The sequence below is a fragment of the Streptomyces sp. NPDC046122 genome (assembly GCF_056429965.1).
On sequence record NZ_JBWKLQ010000001.1, the window covers coordinates 188,113 to 206,269 of the forward strand.

Below are 18,157 nucleotides of genomic sequence, written 5' to 3' on the forward strand. Positions count from 1 at the left end.
AGGCCCATCCCCTGCCGTCATGCCCGGAGGATCGATCCATGACCCCGCCCCCCGCCTCTCATGATCCGTACGGAGCGCGCTTCGACGCGTCGTACGATCACGAAGGCGACCAGCCGCTGGTACGCCCGTACGCGATGACCGGCGGCCGGACCCGGCCCCGCTACCAGCTCGCCATCGAGGCGCTGGTCAGCACCACCGCCGACCCCGCGCACCTCTCCTCGCTGCTGCCCGAGCACCAGCGGATCTGCCACCTGTGCCGCGAGGTCAAGTCGGTGGCCGAGGTCTCGGCGCTGCTGTCGATGCCGCTCGGTGTCGCGCGGATCCTCGTCGCCGACCTGGCGGAGGCCGGCATGGTGGCGATCCACCAGCCGGGCAACGGAGAGGCCGGCGGTACGCCGGACGTCACGCTGCTGGAAAGGGTGCTCAGTGGACTTCGCAAGCTCTAGCAGCGGAACGGCCCGCTCCACCACGTCTGCGAAGATCGTGGTGGCGGGCGGCTTCGGCGTCGGCAAGACGACGTTCGTGGGCGCGGTCTCCGAGATCGACCCGCTGCGCACCGAGGCCGTCATGACCAGCGCGAGCGCCGGTATCGACGACCTCACGCACACCGGTGGCAAGACGACGACGACCGTCGCCATGGACTTCGGCCGCATCACGCTGGACCAGGACCTGATCCTGTACCTCTTCGGTACACCGGGCCAGGACCGCTTCTGGTTCATGTGGGACGACCTGGTGCGCGGCGCGATCGGCGCCATCGTGCTGGTGGACACCCGCCGTCTGGCCGACTGCTTCCCCGCGGTCGACTACTTCGAGAACAGCGGGCTGCCGTTCGTCATCGCCCTCAACGGCTTCGAGGGGCATCAGCCGTACACCCCCGACGAGGTGCGCGAGGCTCTGCAGATCGGCCCCGGCACCCCGATCATCACCACGGACGCCCGCCACCGGGCCGACGCGAAGAGCGGCCTGATCACACTGGTCGAGCACGCACTGATGGCCCGTCTCAAGTAGTTGCTCATATACGGCAGTTGTCGTAGCCCCACAGGGGCGGACTGTGTCCTTTGACACTCTCCGCCCCTGTGTTCATAACGTTTCGAAAGAGAATTGCGCGACGGCCGCCACGGCACGCGACCGCACGGTGCCGCTGCGCTCACATCAGCCCCGCCATTTGGCGGGGCTCGCTCTTTTTGACCGTTTTATCTGAGGCTTACAACACTCGGAATGGCCGGTTCCCCCTGTTTGGAACGCAGCCGCTCCCCGTGCTGGAATTCGTCGAACTCCCGAGTAGTACGGCCCTGAACGAGAAAAACGGCACAACGTAGGTGCCGACGCCGAGAGGTTGTTGGTCGAGTGAGGCGTAGCAGCAAGACGAGCTCCGCACAGCAGCAGGCGCGGGGCAACTTCACCCCGCCGCCGCGCACAGCGACGTCGCCCGCGACCTCGCCCGCTGCCGCCCCCAGGGGCAGTGGTGGCAGTGGTGGCAGCAGCAGCAAGCTTTCGCCGCGCAACTGGCGCGTGCCCACCAGGCTGAACGCGATCCTGCTCATCCCCGTGCTGGTCGGCCTCGTCATGGGCGGCTTCCAGGTCAAGGGCTCGATCGACACCTGGCGGGAGGCCCAGGACGCCGAGAAGACGGCCGTTCTCGTCCGCGCCGCCTCGGAGTACGGACAGGCGCTGCTCAACGAGCGCGACCTGACCGCCAAGCCGCTCCTCGAGGGCAAACGCAAGAGCTCCGAGGTCGCCGACGCGTACGCCGTGACCGACGAGGCGGCGAAGAACTTCCGCGAGGCCACCGAGGACATCCCGGAGAAGCAGGGCCTCGAGCGCCGTCTCGGTCTCTTCGCCAAGGAGGAGCCCAGGCTCGCCGAGCTCCGCAAGGCCGCGTACAGCGAGGCTCTCGACCCGGTGAAGACCGAAGAGGGTTACGTCCAGATCCATCACTACCTGATGGAGCTGTCGAACGAGCTGGGTCTCGGCACCGGCAACATCACCGCCTACGGCCGTACGGTCTACGCCGTCCAGCTCGCCAAGGCCGCCACGTCGCTCCAGCGTTCCATCGGCACGCACCTCCTGGTCCGCCCGAGCGGCAACCCGGAGAAGCTCGCGAAGCAGACGGTCGCGTTCAACTCGTACAACTACCTGGAGCAGATCGCCCTCGGCGAGTACGTCTCCGGCGGTACGCAGGAGGACACCGACAAGCTCAAGCGCATCATGAAGGAGAAGGCGGAGGACGGCGCCAAGAAGCTCGCCGCCGCCAAGCAGCAGGCCCAGCAGGCCGGTGTGCCCTTCAAGGCGCCGCCGAGCAAGGGCGGCTCGATCCTGGACGGTATGGCCGAGGCGATCGGCCAGGGCAAGCCCGCGGGCCTCAAGGCGGAGGGCGTCACCCCCGAGGCCTGGATGGCCGCGTCCACGGCCAAGTTCGACGGCTACACGGAGATCGAGAAGGGCCTCGTCGACAAGGCGGTGGAGGAAGCGGCCGCGATCTCCTCGGACGCCAAGACCGACGCCATCGTCAACGGCCTGATCGTCGTCATCGCCCTGCTGACCTCCGTGATCCTGGCCGGTCTCATGGCGCGCCAGATGAGCAACGCGATGAGCCGGCTGCGGACCGCCGCCTTCGGCATCGCCGAGCAGCGCCTGCCGATGCTCGTCGACCAGCTCTCCCGTACGGAGCCGGGCCGCGTCGACACCCGTGTCGAGCCGATCCCGATCACGTCCCACGACGAGATCGGCGAGGTCGCCCGCGCCTTCGACCAGGTGCACCGCGAGGCCGTCCGGCTCGCCGCCGAGCAGGCCATGCTCCGGGGCAACGTCAACGCGATCTTCACCAACCTCTCGCGCCGCAACCAGTCCCTCATCGAGGGCCAGCTGACGCTGATCACCGACCTCGAGAACAACGAGGCCGACCCGGACCAGCTGGAGAACCTCTTCAAGCTGGACCACCTCGCGACCCGTATGCGCCGCAACGGCGAGAACCTCCTGGTCCTCGCCGGCGAGGAGCCGGGCCGCCGCTGGAACCAGCCGGTCCCGCTGGTCGACGTGCTGCGCGCCGCCTCCTCCGAGGTGGAGATGTACGAGCGCATCGAACTCACCGGCGTACCGGAGTCGGAGATCCACGGCCAGGCCGTGACCGACCTCGTGCACCTGCTGGCCGAGCTCCTGGAGAACGCCACCACGTTCTCCTCGCCGCAGACCAAGGTGCGCGTCACCGCGACCCGGCTGCCCGACGGCCGCGTCATGATCGAGATCCACGACAAGGGCATCGGCCTCACCGCCGAGGACTTCGCGGACATCAACCACAAGCTGGCGAACCCGCCGACCGTGGACGCCGCCGTCTCGCAGCGCATGGGCCTGTTCGTGGTCGGCCGCCTCGCGGACCGCCACAGCATCCGCGTCCAGCTGCGCCCCTCGGGCGAGCAGGCCGGCACGACGTCGCTCGTCATGCTCCCGGACGCCATCACCCACGGTGGCGGCGGCGAGCCGCTCCCGCACGACGACTTCACGGTCTCCTCGATCATTCCCGAGCAGCAGGCGTACGAGAGCGCTCCGATGCGCACCGCGGCCGAGCTGGGCTTCGACGACTCGCGCTACGGCAACGAGGGCGAGGACGCGCAGCTGGACCCGGTGGGCCGCTCGCTGATCCGTGAGGAGCGGCGCGCGCAGCTGGAGGCCCAGACCACCGGCGACCGCCCGCTGTTCCGCGACGAGATGCAGCAGGCGTCGTACGACGACCAGCAGTCGTACGAGGACCCGCAGCAGCAGTACGAGCAGCCCCAGCAGCCGGCGTACGACCAGGGCGGGTACGACGACTTCCCGGCGTACCAGACGTATCCGGACGCCGAGTACCAGGAGCCTGCGGCACCGCAAGCGACGTACGAAGACTCGTACGATTCCGCCTCCCACCAGGGGAACTGGCCGGACCAGGCTTCCTACCAGGAGGCGTACGAACCGGAGTTCGGGTCGCAAGCGGAATCTGGTCCGGGCGCTCCCGCGAACGACCGCGAGCGCGTAGGCTTCGACCGTCCGGGTTCCTCCCCGGCCCCCGGCCACGAGATGACCGGCGCCGGCCTCCCGCGGCGTGGCGGCCAGCAGCACTGGCAGCCCGGTGCGGAGTCCGTCGGTCAGGACCTGACGCAGCAGCCGGTCGTCGCCCAGCAGCCGCAGCACGACGCGCCGCGGCAGGACGGGGACGGGCAGGGCGGCACCGGTACCGATGAGTGGCGTTCGTCGAACGACGAGCGCTGGCAGCGGGCGGAGAAGCTCCGTGAGCCCAAGGCAGGCGGAGTCACCTCCTCCGGTCTTCCCCGGCGGGTGCCCAAGGCCAACCTGGTCGAGGGGACCGCGGAGCAGACCCCGCAGGGCGGCCCACAGGTCTCCCGCGCTCCCGAGGACGTCCGGGGCAGGTTGAGCAACCTGCGCCGGGGTGTCCAGCAGGGTCGCAACGCGGGAACGGACACGAACACGGCGGCCACATACGATCAGGACAGTGGCCATGGCAACACCTACAACCAGGAGCGTTAGTGTGAGCCCGATGAGCCAGGCGGCGCAGAATCTGAACTGGTTGATCACCAACTTCGTGGACAACACCCCCGGGGTGTCCCACACGGTGGTGGTCTCCGCGGACGGACTCCTGCTGGCGATGTCCGAAGGCTTCCCCCGGGACCGCGCCGACCAGCTGGCAGCGGTGGCCTCCGGACTCACCTCGCTGACGGCGGGCGCGTCCCGCATCTTCGAGGGCGGCGCGGTCAACCAGACCGTGGTGGAGATGGAGCGCGGCTTCCTCTTCCTGATGTCGATCTCGGACGGCTCCTCGCTGGCCGTACTCGCCCACCCCGAGGCCGACATCGGTCTCGTGGGTTACGAGATGGCTCTCCTGGTGGACAGGGCCGGCAGTGTCCTCACTCCGGACCTGCGCGCCGAGCTGCAAGGAAGTCTTCTCAACTAGCAGACAAAGAGTGCGCTTCGGTGTCCACGGGCTTTAATGTTCGGGAACGTGGCACCTCAGCAAGCAATCGGGCGCCCGGCAGTCGGAGGAGGAAACGTGGCAACACCCCCGGACGGTTCTTCGGCCAACTGGCCTTACGGCCAGGGTCAGAATCAGGGTGACACCTCGCAGAACAGGTTCAACTTCCCCTCCGCGCCGAGCCGGCCGCAGCAGTACGAGCAGCAGCCTCCGCACCAGCGGCAGCCTCAGCAGCGCGTCCAGCCGGCGCAGTCGCGGCGGGCCCCCGCGCCCGCCGCCTCGCAGGCGAACCACAACCCGCTGGTCCGGCCCTACGCCATGACCGGCGGTCGCACCAGGCCGCGTTACCAGCTCGCCATCGAGGCACTGGTCAGCACCACGGCGGACCCGTCACGTCTGCAAGGGCAGTTGCCCGAGCACCAGCGGATCTGCCATCTGTGCCGCGAGATCAAGTCGGTCGCCGAGATCTCGGCACTTCTCACCATCCCCCTCGGGGTGGCCCGGATCCTCGTCGCCGACCTGGCCGAGGCCGGACTTGTAGCCATTCACCAGCCCGGCGGCGACGAGTCCGCCGGTGGTCAGCCAGACGTGACACTGCTCGAAAGGGTGCTCAGTGGACTTCGCAAGCTCTAGCAGCGGAGCAGCCCGCTCCACAACCTCCGCGAAGATCGTGGTGGCGGGCGGTTTCGGCGTGGGCAAGACCACGTTCGTCGGAGCCGTCTCGGAGATCAACCCGCTGCGCACCGAAGCCGTCATGACGTCCGCGTCGGCGGGCATCGACGACCTCACCCACACCGGCGACAAGACCACCACCACGGTGGCCATGGACTTCGGCCGTATCACGCTGGACCAGGACCTGATCCTGTACCTCTTCGGTACGCCCGGTCAGGACCGCTTCTGGTTCATGTGGGACGACCTGGTGCGCGGTGCCATCGGCGCCGTCGTCCTGGTCGACACGAGGAGGCTCGCCGACTGCTTCCCCGCCGTCGACTACTTCGAGAACAGCGGGCTGCCGTTCGTCATCGCCCTTAACGGCTTCGACGGACACCAGCCGTACAACCCGGACGAGGTGCGCGAGGCCCTGCAGATCGGCCCCGACACCCCGATCCTCACCACCGACGCCCGCCACCGTGCGGATGCCAAGAGCGCGCTGATCACCCTGGTCGAGCACGCCCTGATGGCGCGGCTGCGGTAGGCGTACGGAGCGTACGTACGAGAAAGGCCCCCGCCACTCGGAAGAGTGGACGGGGGCCTTCGTCGTACGCGCTGAGAGAGCGGTGGGGCTCAGCCCTGCCAGCTGTGCGGGGCCCGGAAGCCCGGGGTGCGCTCCAGGCGGCGCCAGCCAGCCGTGGAGCGGCCGTGGTGGGCCGGGGCCTCGTCGGAGCGGTTCGCGGCGCGGGCCATCAGGACCGCGGTGATCGCGGCCAGTTCCTCGGGCTCGGCGTGGCCCTTCTCGACGCGCAGCAGGGATTCGTTCACTGAGGTTCTCCTCTTCGTCGCAGGATTACTGCGGGGGGTTGCCGTGCTTGCGCGACGGCAGGTCGGCGTGCTTGCTGCGGAGCATGGCGAGGGAGGCGATCAGCACCTCGCGCGTCTCGGCCGGGTCGATCACGTCGTCGACGAGGCCGCGCTCCGCGGCGTAGTAGGGGTGCATCAGCTCGGCCTTGTACTCCTTGACCATGCGCGCGCGCATGGCCTCGGGGTCGTCGGCGTCGGCGATCTGCCTGCGGAAGATGACGTTGGCGGCACCCTCGGCGCCCATCACGGCGATCTCGTTGGTGGGCCAGGCGTAGGTGAGGTCGGCGCCGATGGACTGGGAGTCCATGACGATGTACGCACCTCCGTAGGCCTTGCGCAGGATCAGGGAGATCCGGGGCACGGTGGCGTTGCAGTAGGCGTACAGCAGCTTGGCGCCGTGGCGGATGATCCCACCGTGCTCCTGGTCGACGCCCGGCAGGAAGCCGGGGACGTCCAACAGGGTGACGATCGGGATGTTGAACGCGTCGCACATCTGGACGAAGCGCGCGGCCTTCTCGCTGGCCTCGATGTCGAGGACACCGGCCAGCGACTGCGGCTGGTTGGCCACGATGCCGACCACCTGGCCGCCGAGGCGGGCCAGGGTGCAGATGATGTTGGTGGCCCAGCGCTCGTGGATCTCCAGGAAGTCGCCGTCGTCGACGAGCTCCTCGATGACCTTGCGCATGTCGTAGGGGCGGTTGCCGTCGGCGGGGACCAGGTCGAGGAGTACGTCCGAGCGGCGGTCCGCCGGGTCCTCGGAGTCGACCGTCGGCGGGTTCTCGCGGTTGTTGGACGGCAGCATCGAGATGAGGTAGCGGACCTCGGCGATGCAGGTCTCCTCGTCGTCGTACGCGAAGTGCGCGACGCCCGAGGTCTCGGCGTGCACGTCGGCGCCGCCGAGGCCGTTCTGGGTGATCTCCTCGCCGGTCACGGCGCGCACGACGTCCGGGCCCGTGATGAACATCTGCGAGGTCTCGCGGACCATGAAGACGAAGTCGGTGAGGGCCGGGCTGTACGCCGCGCCGCCCGCGCACGGGCCGAGCATCACCGAGATCTGCGGGATGACACCCGAGGCGCGGGTGTTGCGCTGGAAGATGCCGCCGTAGCCGGCGAGCGCGGAGACGCCCTCCTGGATACGGGCGCCCGCGCCGTCGTTGAGGGAGACCAGCGGGGCACCGGCCGAGATGGCCATGTCCATGATCTTGTGGATCTTGGTGGCGTGGGCCTCGCCCAGCGCGCCGCCGAAGATGCGGAAGTCGTGGGCGTAGACGAAGACCGTGCGGCCCTCCACCGTGCCCCAGCCGGTGATGACACCGTCGGTGTAGGGCTTCTTGGCCTCCAGGCCGAACCCGGTCGCCCGGTGCCGGCGCAGCTGCTCGACCTCCTTGAACGTACCCGGGTCGAGCAGCAGCTCGATGCGCTCACGGGCGGTCAGCTTGCCCTTGGCGTGCTGCGCTTCGGTCGCCCGGTCACTGGGGCCGCGGCGGGCCTGCTCGCGCAGTGCGAGCAGTTCGGCCACCCGGCCACGGGCGTCGGTGGGCTCGCTCGGCGTCTGGTCCAAAACGGTCATGCACTGACCCTACGAAGGAGTACAAGAAAAACAGGCCGTCGACTCTTCACAGTCTCCGGCCCGTTCTCCTGTCACCACCGGACAGAACCATCCGGCCATGCAGCCTAAGTACCAGCTCAGAGCGGCCGGCCGTTGTGGAGGTCCGACAAGGGCGCCGGAGGACGTCAGCTGAGAGCCACCTCACAGCGGTGGCTCGCGCCGGCCGTTCCGGGCACGACGCGAAGCCTCAGGGTACGGCCGGTGGACAGCACCTCGACGGAGGGGTCCCTGGAGACGACGCGGGCGGCGCGGTGCTCCCAGACGAGCTCCAGCGGCTGCCCGGTGCGCGTCGGCTCGCTGACGACGAGGGTCGCGGTGCGGCGCTTCCTCCGTACGAGCACACTGGCCGGGGCCGTCACCGTCAGCCGCTCCACCGTGCCCGGCTGCCAGAAGTTGGCCGCCGTGACGCCGAGGGAGCGAACCTCCACCGCCTGGGCCGAGCGGGTGTTGGCCCGCGTCCGCAGCCAGCCGGTGTCGGCCGCGCGGGCGGCCACGGTGCGGCGGGCGGCGCCCGGCATGAGGAGGTACGCGTAGTCGGCGTCCACCGGGTCGGTGCCGTGGTCGAACCAGAGCGTCTGGAAGCGGCGGGTGCGGCGCTCGGTGGTGCTGGTGGTGTTGATGTCGCTCCAGGAGCCGGTGCGGTCCTCGCGCAGAGTGCGCAGGGCCGTGGCGCCGTCGCCGGGGAACACCCAGCCGCCGTGCCCTTCGAGGTGGGCCCACCGGGGGGCGGCGCCTTCCCCGTCGAGGCTGAGGCGGTTCGTCCCCCCCTCCCCCAGCATGCGGTTGTCGACGACGGTCTCGGCGGGCACGCCGTCGGTGGAGGTGATGCCGGCGCCGAGGCAGACGATCGTGTCGGCCAGGCAGAACCACGACTTGCGGGCTTCCAGGGTGGAGCCGAGACCCTTGAGGTGCTGGCCGACGGCGGCGAACTCGCCGTCGGTGGCACCGCCGACCCACTGGACGGCGGGCTTGGGGGCGCCCCACTCTCCGCCCGCCCGGTCGGGGAGCCGCTTGGTGGACACGGTGGTTCCGGGCAGCCGGTAGAAATCGACGGTGGGCCAGAACCAGTCCGTGTACTGATCGTTCCGGTCGTTCCGGCCGTTCCCTCCCTCCCCCGGCCACCAGTAGAGCATTCCGGCGCCGGTGTGCCAGCCACGCGGGTTCTCGCCGTTCCCGCACTCGTAGTACGCGATGCGCTCCGAGGCCATCGAGATGCCGGCCGCCCAGCCGGGCCGCCGGTGCACGGCCCGGTCCATGGAGGCGAAGAGCTTGTGCGCGACGGGCTCGGGAGCGGCGGCCACCGGCGAGGCGGCGATCGCGTGCAGCCGGGAGAGGTCGGCGACGTCGAACTGCGGCGCGGTGAGGAGCGGCACCGTGCGGTCGCGCTCGATCCAGCCCTTGACGACGGCGGTCCAGCGCCGCCGTTCCGCCTCCGGGGCGCCGCCGGCGAGCAGCGCGACGGCGGCGATCAGTCCCTGGCCGTGGAAGTGGTCGCTCCGCATGACCTTGCGGTCGTCGCTCTTGAGGTAACCGCGGCTGATGGCGCGCCCGTTGACGCTGTCCATCATCAGACCGTCGTAGATGAGGGGCGCGTAGGCGTTCTCGACCGAGTCCAGAACGATCTGACGGTTCGGGTCGGTGACGGCCCAGGTGGAGCCCGTGAGGAGGGTGAACAGCCGGCCGAGACCGTCGAGCATGACCTGGCCGTACGTGCCGGAGTAGGCGACCCAGGTGTGCTGGACGAAGGAGCCGTCGGCGTACAGGCCGTCGCCCCTGGCCACGTACGGGAAGACGGGCGACAGGGCGTCGCGGGCCAGGGCGATCTTCGCCGGGCTGCGGCCGACGACGCCGCGCAGCGCGACGGAGCGGCAGAGGTCGACCCGGTTGGCGCCGGTGCTCGTGCCGGAGTAGTTCTTCAGCACGGCGTCGGGGACGAAGTGGTCGACGGCGGCGCAGGCGGCCTGGCGCCGGCTGTCGGTGAGCTCGTCGTGGAGGGCGGCGACGATGTCCATCAACAGGCGCGGGCTGCCGATCTGCCACTCCCACCAGTTGCCGTAGCGGGTGGTCGAGGGGTGGTAGACGCGGGCGGAGAGGTGGTCGAGGCCGCGGAGGACGTCGGCGAGGAGGGACGCGTCGGCGGTGAGGCCCGTACCGGGCTGGAGGTAGGCCCGGGTCATGGTCCACAGCCGGCTGTAGCTCTGCGTTATGCCGGCGGGCGGGTCGAAGGGGTGGCCGGGCCACAGGGAGGTGTCGTCGGGGGCCATGGCGGCGCGGAAGCCCGCGGCGAGGCGGCCCGTCTCCTTCAGGCGCGAGGCGTACGGCTCGGCGGCGGCGTCGAACCCCGTGCCCAGGGAGAGTGCGACCCAGCGCAGACGCAGGGCGTCGAACTCGTCGGCGCCGCCGTCGGCGATGCCGCCGCTAGCGGCGTGGGCGGGGCCGGCCGGGCCGAGTGCGGTGACGGAAGCGGCGGCTGCGGCGCCGGCGAGGAAGGCGCGGCGGGACCAGGGGGATGGGGGCGGCACGTGGGACCTCCGGTCAGGGTGGTTCAGACCTGTGCCCCGCTGGTCTAGCACGGGGCCGCGCGCGCCTTCAATGCTCGTGCACCACCGAACGGAAAGCGCTTGCCCCGCACGGGGCGCCGTCTGCGGCCGGCCGGCGGTGCGCCAGTGACGCCCCCCGGCCGGGCATGGACCCGCTTCCCGCCCCGCGAACGTGGTGAGAGCGCTCTCAGTCACAGCTCTTGACGGCCGTCCCGGGGCTCCCGACAGTGGAACTCCCCCTACACCAGCAGGAGTTCACCTCGTGATATCCCGCCGAACCTTCCTCACAGGCGCCACAGCGGCCACGGCAGCGCTCTCCTCCCCCGCCTGGGGAAGCGCTCTCACCACCCGGGCCGCCGCTCCCTCCACCTGCGAACTGGCTCTGGAGAACAAGTCGCTGCCGGGTACGGTCAACGCCTACGTCACCGGCCACGAGCAGGGCACCGGCCGCTGGGTGCTGCTGCGCCCCGGCGGCGGCGTCTACTACCCCTCGTCCCCCGCCGCGCCCCAGACGCCGCTTCCCGTCGACTGCGCCCTGCCGCTGCGCCCGGCGGGCGCGGGACCGATCGTGCTGACCCTTCCTCAGATGTACGGCGCACGCGTGTACTTCGTACGCGACGGCAAGCTGTCCTTCTTCGTCAACCCGGGCCCGGCCCTGGTCGAGCCGGCGTTCGCGGCCTCCAGCGACGCCAACTACGGCCGGACCTGGTCGTTCGCGGAGTTCACCTTCAACCCGCAGCAGCTGTACGCCAACATCAGTTACGTCGACCTGGTGACCGCCCTCCCCATCGGTCTCACCCTCACGGGCGACGCCACCCACACCGTCGCCCCGCTGCCGGCCGGCGCGCTTCAGCGGATCGCCGACGAGCTCGTCGCCCAAGCCGCTCGGGACGGCCAGCCGTGGGACAAGCTGGTCATCCGCGCCGCGAACGGCTCGGTCCTGCGGGTGATCTCCCCGCAGAACCTCATGGCGCCCTACTTCGACCGCCCCGATCAGATGCCCTTCCGCAGCGCCTTCACCGGCTACATCGACCGCGTCTGGCAGAAGTACCGCACCACCGACCTGCGGATCGACCTCCAGGGCGGGCGCGGCGTGCGGGTGGGCCGGGTCAGCGGGGACGTCCTGACCTTCACGGGCGGCCACAGCTTCACCCGGCCCACGTCGAAGGACGTCTTCACCTGCAACCACGGGCCGTTCACCAACAACCCGGGTGACTCCGACGACCGCAAGGCGCTGCTCGCCCGCCTGGCGGCGGGCTTCAACCGCACGACCCTGCTCACCCACCCCGACCAGCCGAACGGCCCGGCCCCCTCCGACTACTACCGCGACCCGTCGACCAACCACTGGTCGCGCGTGGTCCACGCGAACACGCCGATCGGCTACGCCTTCCCGTACGACGACGTCCGTCCGGACGGCCGTCCGGACGTCTCGGGCGCCGCCCACGACGGCAGTCCGCGCCGCTTCACCCTGACGGTCGGGTCGTAGCACGGGAACACGGCGGCACGGGGGCGGCGCCTCACGAAAAGCATTGGTTGAAAATTGAACAGAATGGGTCTACAGTCATTCTCGTTGAAGGTTCAACCAACGCCACGAAGGAGTTCGTCATCATGGGTCTCTTCACCCGCAGCGCCGCCACCACCTCCCCCGCCACCACGACCGCCGTCGACCCGGCCCTGGCCGCCCTGACCGGCGAGTACGCCATCGACCCGGCGCACAGCAGCATCGGCTTCACCGCCCGTCACGCCATGGTCACCAACGTCCGCGGGGCGTTCCAGGACTACACGGGCTCCCTGCGGCTCGACGGCACGAACCCGGCCGCCTCGACCGCCTCGATCGACATCAAGATCGCTTCGATCGACACCGGCAGCGCCGACCGTGACGGCCACCTCCGCAGTGCCGACTTCTTCGACGCCGAGCAGTTCCCGCTGATGACCTTCCGCTCGACCTCCGCCGAGGCGCTGGGCGGCAGCGACTACCGGATCACCGGCGATCTGACCATCAAGGACGTCACGCGGCCGATCTCGATCGACCTGGAGTTCAACGGCTCCGCCACGGACCCCTTCGGCAACGAGCGCGTCGGGTTCGAGGGCAAGGCCGAGCTCCTGCGCTCCGCATGGGGCCTGACGTGGAACGCGGCCCTGGAGACCGGCGGCGTGCTGGTCAGCGACAAGATCAAGCTGACCTTCGACATCTCCGCCGTCAAGAACGCGACGGCCTCTTGACTGGGAAGAAATCGGGAGGAAAATTCTTCATACACCGGAAAACCGGAGCGAGCCGCACGGTCGGCGGAGACGTCCGCCGCCTCGCGTGACGACCCACTCGCAGGTTCTGGCCAGGCCCCCGGCGGATCCGCTCGGGTCCGGAGCCTCCAGCGACGGCTGGGACTCACGGAACCGGGACGGACTACCGGGGACTGCTTGTGTCCGGGCCCCGGATCGGCTCCCAGGGGCTAGAAGCCCCCGCCGCCGAAGTCGCCTCCGCCGAAGCCCCCGCCGAAGTCGCCTCCGCCGCCGAAGTCACCGGCGTTGAAGTCGCCGCCCGAGAAGTCGCCGCCCTCGTAACCGCCGGCGCCCGGGTCGGCGTAGGCCGGGGTGGAGAGCATCGAGCCGAGCATCGTGCCCATGAGCAGGCCGGGCAGGACGCCGCCGGCGTAGTAGCCGCCGATCCATGGGGCGTACGCCGGACCGGCCTCCCAGTACGGACGGCGGCCGTCGGCCGTCTCGACCGTGCGGGACATCGGGTCCTGCCCCTCGGACAGCCGGGTGGCGTCCGCCGCGCAGACCGGCACCCGGCGCGTGTGGCCGCCGGCCGGAGCCCAGTCGACGTCGGCCGTGGAAGGCCCGTGGCGCGGGTCGAAGAAGCACGGCGGCCGGCGTTGCGGCAGCGGGGCGCCCTCGCGGCGCGCGGCGAGCACGGCGAGCGAGAAGCGGCCGTCCTCCAGTGCCTCGGTCACGGCGCGCACGTCGTCGGCCCTCGTCGCCCTCGCCATGGCCGACTTCGCCTTCTCGTACGCGTCCAGGGCGCGCTCGTAGTCGGCCCGCATCGCGTCGTCGGCGCCCGGTTCACCGGGGTGGAAGTCGAGGCGGTCCAGGGTCTCGCCGAACGCGGTGATGTCCTCGTCGACGACCACCCGCACCTTCTCCAGCGCGGCACGCTCCTGCTCTGCGCTACGTCGGCGGTTGCGCCTGGCCACCAGGAAGACGCCGGAGACGCCGGCCACGAGCATCAGACCGAACGTGACCAGGCCGACGACGGACGACGGGCCGGTCCCCGCCGCGCCGTCCCAGGTGCTCGGGGCGTCACCCCGGGCCTGTTCGAGCGCGTCGTCGACGAAGGTGTTCAGCTGGGTGACGGCGTCGCTGCCGCCCGCCGGTTTCACCGAGGCGGTGAGGTTGGCGACGGCCTGACGCGACATCACGGCCGGGTCGGCGCCCGCGTTGAATCCGTCACCGAGCCGGACGGCGTACACACCGGTGATCCCGGTCTGGGTCCGGAGGTCGGCGAGCAGCCCGTCCTGCGGGAACTGGGCGCTCTGCGGCAGTACGGCGACGAAGACCGGCTTGTCGGCGTCGAGGATCTTCTGCTCCAGCGCGTCCGCCTCGCGCGGCGGCAGCTGGTCGGCGGCGCGCGGATCGACGTAGACCGGCCCCTGGCGCAGCGCATCCCCCGCCGCGTCGAGACCCGTGGCTGCCTGCGCGCCCGGCGCCACGGCGAGTACGGCGGCCGCCACGGAGAGCAGCAGCCCTGACAGGGTGGAGAACGGTCGTGCCCTCATAGTTAAAAGCTACCCGAATGGGTGCATTTTAGGACAGGCGCGTGACTGCCAGGGCGTACGCCGGACCGATGGGCGCCCCTGCCGGGGCGCCACCCGCCGCCCGGGCGCCGCCGGCTACTCCGCGGGGTCGACGCCCGCCTTCAGCAGGCCGTACGTGTACGCGTCCTCCAGCGCCTGCCAGGAGGCCGCGATCACGTTCTCGCCCACGCCGACCGTGGACCAGTCGCCCTCGCCGTCGCCGGTGGTGATCAGCACGCGGGTCGTGGACTCGGTGCCGTGCGTGCCCTCCAGGATGCGGACCTTGTAGTCGAGCAGCTCCAGCTTGGCGAGTTGCGGGTAGATCCGCTCCAGGCCGACGCGCAACGCGCGGTCCAGGGCGTTGACCGGGCCGTTGCCCTCCGCCGTGGCGACGATCCGCTCGCCCTTGGCCCACAGCTTCACCGTGGCCTCGTTGGCGTGGGTGCCGTCGGGGCGGTCCTCGACGATGGCCCGCCACGACTCCGTACGGAAGTAGCTGAGGGTGCGGCCCTCGGCCTCCTCGCGCAGCAGCAGCTCGAAGGAGGCGTCCGCCGCCTCGTACGTGTAGCCCTTCAGCTCGCGCTCTTTGACGCGGGCGACGACGCGGCCGACCAGCTCGCGGTCGTCGCCCAGGTCGACGCCGAGCTCCTTGCCCTTGAGCTCGATGGAGGCGCGGCCGGCCATGTCGGAGACCAGCATCCGGATGTGGTTGCCGACGAGGCCCGGGTCGATGTGCTGGTACAGGTCCGGGTCGACCTTGATCGCGGAGGCGTGCAGGCCGGCCTTGTGCGCGAAGGCGGAGACGCCGACGTACGGCTGGTGGGTGGAGGGCGTCAGGTTGACGACCTCGGCGATGGCGTGCGAGATGCGGGTCATCTCCGCGAGCGCGCCCGGCGGGAGCACCTGCTTGCCGTACTTGAGTTCAAGGGCCGCGACCACGGGGAAGAGGTTGGCGTTGCCGACGCGCTCGCCGTAGCCGTTGGCGGTGCACTGGACGTGGGTGGCGCCGGCGTCGACGGCGGCGAGGGTGTTGGCGACCGCGCAGCCCGTGTCGTCCTGCGCGTGGATGCCCAGGCGCGCGCCGGTGTCCGCGAGGACGGTGGCGACGACGGCCTGGATCTGGGCGGGGAGCATGCCGCCGTTGGTGTCGCAGAGGATGACGACGTCGGCTCCGGCCTCCGAGGCCGCCCGTACGACCGTCTTCGCGTACTCGGGGTTGGCGCGGTAGCCGTCGAAGAAGTGCTCGCAGTCGACGAAGACGCGGCGGCCCCGGGCGCGGAGGTGCGCGACCGTGTCGCGGACCATCGCGACGTTCTCGTCGAGCGTCGTGCGCAGGGCGAGTTCCACGTGGCGGTCGTGGGACTTGGCGACCAGGGTGACGACGGGCGCGCCGGAGTCCAGGAGGGCGGCGACCTGCGGGTCGTCCTCGGCCCTCGCGCCGGGGCGGCGGGTGGCGCCGAAGGCCACGAGCTGCGCGTTCTTGAAGGTGATGTCGGCCTTCGCGCGGGCGAAGAACTCGGTGTCGCGCGGGTTCGCGCCGGGCCAGCCGCCCTCGATGAAGCCCACGCCGAAGTCGTCCAGGTGCCGGGCGATGGTCAGCTTGTCGGCGACCGTCAGATTGATGCCTTCGCGCTGGGCGCCGTCGCGCAGCGTGGTGTCGAAGACGTGGAAGCTGTCGTCGGAGAAGCTGTCGTCGGGGCCTGAAGTGGTCATGGCTTTCTGGACTCCTGTCGAGTGGAAGGACTGGCTCCACTTGCCCCCATCATCGCGCGCGCCTCGTCCCGGCCGTGATGAGGCCGGGAAACGAAAAAACCTCTCGCGGGTGCGAGAGGTCTGCGCGCGGGTCTGGGGCACGGTGGCCGCGCCGTACGTGGTCGTACGGGAGCGGTCACTGGGGACCGGCGCGCCTGCTGCCCATAATCACGGCGAACGAGAACACGAGGGCAGTCTGGCACGTCTGCCCCGGCGTGGTATCCCCGTCTCATCATGCGGGCGGGCGCGTTCGTGTCGATCCGGGTCCCCTCCTTGCGTTCAGTGCAGCGTCTCGTCGAGGAACTCGCCGATCTGGGCGAGGACCTGGGACCGTTCCGAGCCGGGCAGGCCCATCGCCACATGCGTGCTGAAGCCGTCGAGCAGCGCCCGTATCCGGGTCGCGAAGCGGTCCGCGTCGACCACCGTGCGCAGCTCGGCGCGCGAGGCGCCCTCGACGAGAAGGGCCACCAGGTCGCGGTGCCAGGACAGCTCGATGTCGAGGAGCCGGGCCCTGGCCTCCTCGTCCACGGCGTGCGAACGGTTCCAGAGTTCGAGCCACAGCGCCCAGTGCGGGTCGCGGGGCCCCGACGGCACGTACAGGTCGACGTACGCGTCGAGGCGCTCGCGGACCGGGACCTGACGGGCGAGCGCGGCCCTGCGGTCCATGCCGAGCTGCTCCTCGCTCCATTCGAGCGTCTGCAGGAGCAGCTCGTCCTTGCTGCGGAAGTAGTAGAGCAGGTGGCCGCTGCTCATACCGACCTCACGACCGAGCCCGGCCATGGTCAGCCGCTCCAGCCCGTGCTCGGCGATGCTCGCCATGGCGGCGGCGAGCACCGTCTCGCGCGGCGGCGCGGAGTTGCGACGGCGGGACGGCTTGGCGGCCCCGGAATCGGCACCGGACCGGGTCATGAGGCGTTCACATTCACTCGTATGTTTTACCCGATCAGCCGTGCGTCGCGGGCTGCTGCTGGGTGATGCAGTGGATGCCGCCACCGCCGGCGAAGATCTCGCGGGCGTCGACGAGGGTGACCGTACGGTCGGGGAACAGGCCCCGGAAGATCTCGGCCGCCTCCTCGTCGCGCGGGTCGTCGAAGGCGCACAGGACCACGCCGCCGTTGCACAGGTAGTGGTTGATGTACGAGTAGTCGACCCAGTCGCCGTCGACCTGGACCCTGGTCGGGGCGGGCACCTCGACGACCTGGAGCGGGCGGCCCTTGGCGTCCGTCTGCGCGCGCAGCAGCTCGACGTTGGCCTTGCACGGCTCGTGGTCGGGGTGCGACGGGTCCGGCTGGGTGTGGACCAGGACGACGCCGGGCGCGGCGAACGCGGCGACGATGTCGACGTGGCCGAGCGTGCCGAAGCCGTGCGGCGGGTAGTCGGTGGTCAGGCCGCGGGGCAGCCAGATCGCCTTGGTCGTGCCGAGCTTGGCGTGGATCTCCGCCTCGACCTGCTCACGCGTCCACCCGGGGTTGCGCTCGGGACCGAGCTGGACGGTCTCGGTGAGCAGGACCGTGCCCTCGCCGTCGACGTGGATGCCGCCGCCCTCGTTGACGAGCGGGGAGCTGAGCGTGGGCACCCCCGTGAGATCGGCGACCATTCCGGCGATCTTCGAGTCGTGCTCCCAGGTCGCCCAGTCCTGGGCGCCCCAGCCGTTGAACACCCAGTCCACGGCGGCCAGTTCGCCCGTCTCGTCGTCCTTGACGAAGGTCGGGCCGATGTCGCGCATCCAGGCGTCGTCGAGCTCCCGCTCGACGAGGTCGATGTCGGGGCCGAGCAGTTCGCGGGCGCCCGCCGACTGGCCGGGGCCGCAGACCACGGTGACCGGCTCGTAGGCGCGTACCGCGCGGGCGACGCCCGCCCACGCGGCGCGGGAGGCGGCGAGCTCCAACTCGTCGGAGAAGGTGACGTTGGGGCCGGGCCAGGCCATCCAGGTGCGCTCGTGCGGGGCCCATTCGGCGGGCATGCGGTACGTCATGGGGGGTCC

The 18,157-nt window shown here is 70.6% G+C and carries 15 protein-coding genes; 8 read left to right on the forward strand and 7 right to left on the reverse strand.

Going from position 1 to position 18,157, the window contains the following annotated elements:
• The first annotated feature begins 38 nt into the window (after positions 1-38).
• The 6 genes from AC07FK_RS00830 to AC07FK_RS00855 all read left to right on the forward strand — a co-directional run bounded on the left by AC07FK_RS00830 (position 39) and on the right by AC07FK_RS00855 (position 6,155).
• A complete protein-coding gene (locus AC07FK_RS00830; RefSeq protein WP_479101355.1) occupies positions 39-446 on the forward strand; it encodes a DUF742 domain-containing protein in 408 nt (135 codons plus the stop codon).
• Positions 427-1,008 carry a GTP-binding protein gene (locus AC07FK_RS00835; protein ID WP_479101357.1) on the forward strand — a complete coding sequence of 194 codons (582 nt, stop codon included), beginning with the start codon at positions 427-429 and terminating at the stop codon, positions 1,006-1,008. Before AC07FK_RS00830 ends, AC07FK_RS00835 begins: the two co-directional genes overlap by 20 nt.
• Positions 1,009-1,347: 339 nt before the next feature.
• Positions 1,348-4,518 carry a sensor histidine kinase gene (locus AC07FK_RS00840; RefSeq protein WP_479101359.1) on the forward strand — a complete coding sequence of 1,057 codons (3,171 nt, stop codon included), beginning with the start codon at positions 1,348-1,350 and terminating at the stop codon, positions 4,516-4,518.
• A gap of 10 nt (positions 4,519-4,528) precedes the next feature.
• Positions 4,529-4,942 carry a roadblock/LC7 domain-containing protein gene (locus AC07FK_RS00845; protein ID WP_037649449.1) on the forward strand — a complete coding sequence of 138 codons (414 nt, stop codon included), beginning with the start codon at positions 4,529-4,531 and terminating at the stop codon, positions 4,940-4,942.
• A gap of 96 nt (positions 4,943-5,038) precedes the next feature.
• A complete protein-coding gene (locus AC07FK_RS00850) occupies positions 5,039-5,593 on the forward strand; it encodes a DUF742 domain-containing protein (RefSeq protein WP_479101361.1) in 555 nt (184 codons plus the stop codon).
• Entirely contained in the window at positions 5,574-6,155 is a 582-nt protein-coding gene (locus AC07FK_RS00855; protein WP_028813754.1) for a GTP-binding protein, read from the forward strand. The genes AC07FK_RS00850 and AC07FK_RS00855 overlap by 20 nt, the downstream gene beginning before the upstream one ends.
• 89 nt (positions 6,156-6,244) lie before the next feature.
• Here the strand turns inward: AC07FK_RS00855 and AC07FK_RS00860 are convergent, their stop codons facing one another.
• The 3 genes from AC07FK_RS00860 to AC07FK_RS00870 all read right to left on the reverse strand — a co-directional run bounded on the left by AC07FK_RS00860 (position 6,245) and on the right by AC07FK_RS00870 (position 10,609).
• Entirely contained in the window at positions 6,245-6,439 is a 195-nt protein-coding gene (locus tag AC07FK_RS00860) for an acyl-CoA carboxylase subunit epsilon (protein ID WP_138894013.1), read from the reverse strand.
• Positions 6,440-6,464: 25 nt separating this feature from the next.
• Positions 6,465-8,048, reverse strand: coding sequence for an acyl-CoA carboxylase subunit beta (locus AC07FK_RS00865; RefSeq protein WP_479101362.1), 1,584 nt, complete (start codon positions 8,046-8,048; stop codon positions 6,465-6,467).
• Positions 8,049-8,212: 164 nt separating this feature from the next.
• Entirely contained in the window at positions 8,213-10,609 is a 2,397-nt protein-coding gene (locus tag AC07FK_RS00870; RefSeq protein WP_479101364.1) for a polysaccharide lyase 8 family protein, read from the reverse strand.
• 280 nt (positions 10,610-10,889) lie between these two features.
• Here AC07FK_RS00870 and AC07FK_RS00875 point away from each other — a divergent pair, with 280 nt between their 5' ends.
• Together AC07FK_RS00875 and AC07FK_RS00880 are read left to right on the forward strand one after the other, a co-directional pair.
• Complete coding sequence (locus tag AC07FK_RS00875) at positions 10,890-12,113, forward strand: glycoside hydrolase family 64 protein (protein ID WP_479101365.1); 1,224 nt, start codon at positions 10,890-10,892, stop codon at positions 12,111-12,113.
• 122 nt (positions 12,114-12,235) lie between these two features.
• On the forward strand, positions 12,236-12,850 hold the full coding sequence (locus tag AC07FK_RS00880; protein ID WP_479101366.1) for a YceI family protein: 615 nt from the start codon (positions 12,236-12,238) through the stop codon (positions 12,848-12,850).
• Between the two features lie 227 nt (positions 12,851-13,077).
• Here AC07FK_RS00880 and AC07FK_RS00885 read toward each other — a convergent pair whose 3' ends face one another.
• From AC07FK_RS00885 to AC07FK_RS00900, 4 genes are all read right to left on the reverse strand, one after another.
• The gene (locus tag AC07FK_RS00885) at positions 13,078-14,403 is read right to left on the reverse strand and encodes a hypothetical protein (protein ID WP_479101368.1); all 1,326 of its coding nucleotides are present in this window, start codon (positions 14,401-14,403) and stop codon (positions 13,078-13,080) included.
• 114 nt (positions 14,404-14,517) lie between these two features.
• Complete coding sequence (gene cimA, locus AC07FK_RS00890) at positions 14,518-16,134, reverse strand: citramalate synthase (protein ID WP_479101369.1); 1,617 nt, start codon at positions 16,132-16,134, stop codon at positions 14,518-14,520.
• A 318-nt stretch (positions 16,135-16,452) separates the two neighbouring features.
• On the reverse strand, positions 16,453-17,082 hold the full coding sequence (locus AC07FK_RS00895; RefSeq protein WP_479101370.1) for a TetR/AcrR family transcriptional regulator: 630 nt from the start codon (positions 17,080-17,082) through the stop codon (positions 16,453-16,455).
• A 34-nt stretch (positions 17,083-17,116) separates the two neighbouring features.
• Complete coding sequence (locus AC07FK_RS00900; protein ID WP_479101372.1) at positions 17,117-18,148, reverse strand: agmatine deiminase family protein; 1,032 nt, start codon at positions 18,146-18,148, stop codon at positions 17,117-17,119.
• Positions 18,149-18,157: the final 9 nt, after the last annotated feature.

Bases quoted from the DNA above. Each gene is read 5' to 3' on its own strand.
- AC07FK_RS00845 (WP_037649449.1), top strand. From the start codon at position 4,529: ATGAGCCAGGCGGCGCAGAATCTGAACTGGTTGATCACCAACTTCGTG.
- AC07FK_RS00865 (WP_479101362.1), bottom strand. From the start codon at position 8,048: ATGACCGTTTTGGACCAGACGCCGAGCGAGCCCACCGACGCCCGTGGC.
- cimA (WP_479101369.1), bottom strand. From the start codon at position 16,134: ATGACCACTTCAGGCCCCGACGACAGCTTCTCCGACGACAGCTTCCAC.
- AC07FK_RS00885 (WP_479101368.1), bottom strand. From the start codon at position 14,403: ATGAGGGCACGACCGTTCTCCACCCTGTCAGGGCTGCTGCTCTCCGTG.
- AC07FK_RS00830 (WP_479101355.1), top strand. From the start codon at position 39: ATGACCCCGCCCCCCGCCTCTCATGATCCGTACGGAGCGCGCTTCGAC.
- AC07FK_RS00895 (WP_479101370.1), bottom strand. From the start codon at position 17,082: ATGACCCGGTCCGGTGCCGATTCCGGGGCCGCCAAGCCGTCCCGCCGT.
- AC07FK_RS00900 (WP_479101372.1), bottom strand. From the start codon at position 18,148: ATGACGTACCGCATGCCCGCCGAATGGGCCCCGCACGAGCGCACCTGG.
- AC07FK_RS00880 (WP_479101366.1), top strand. From the start codon at position 12,236: ATGGGTCTCTTCACCCGCAGCGCCGCCACCACCTCCCCCGCCACCACG.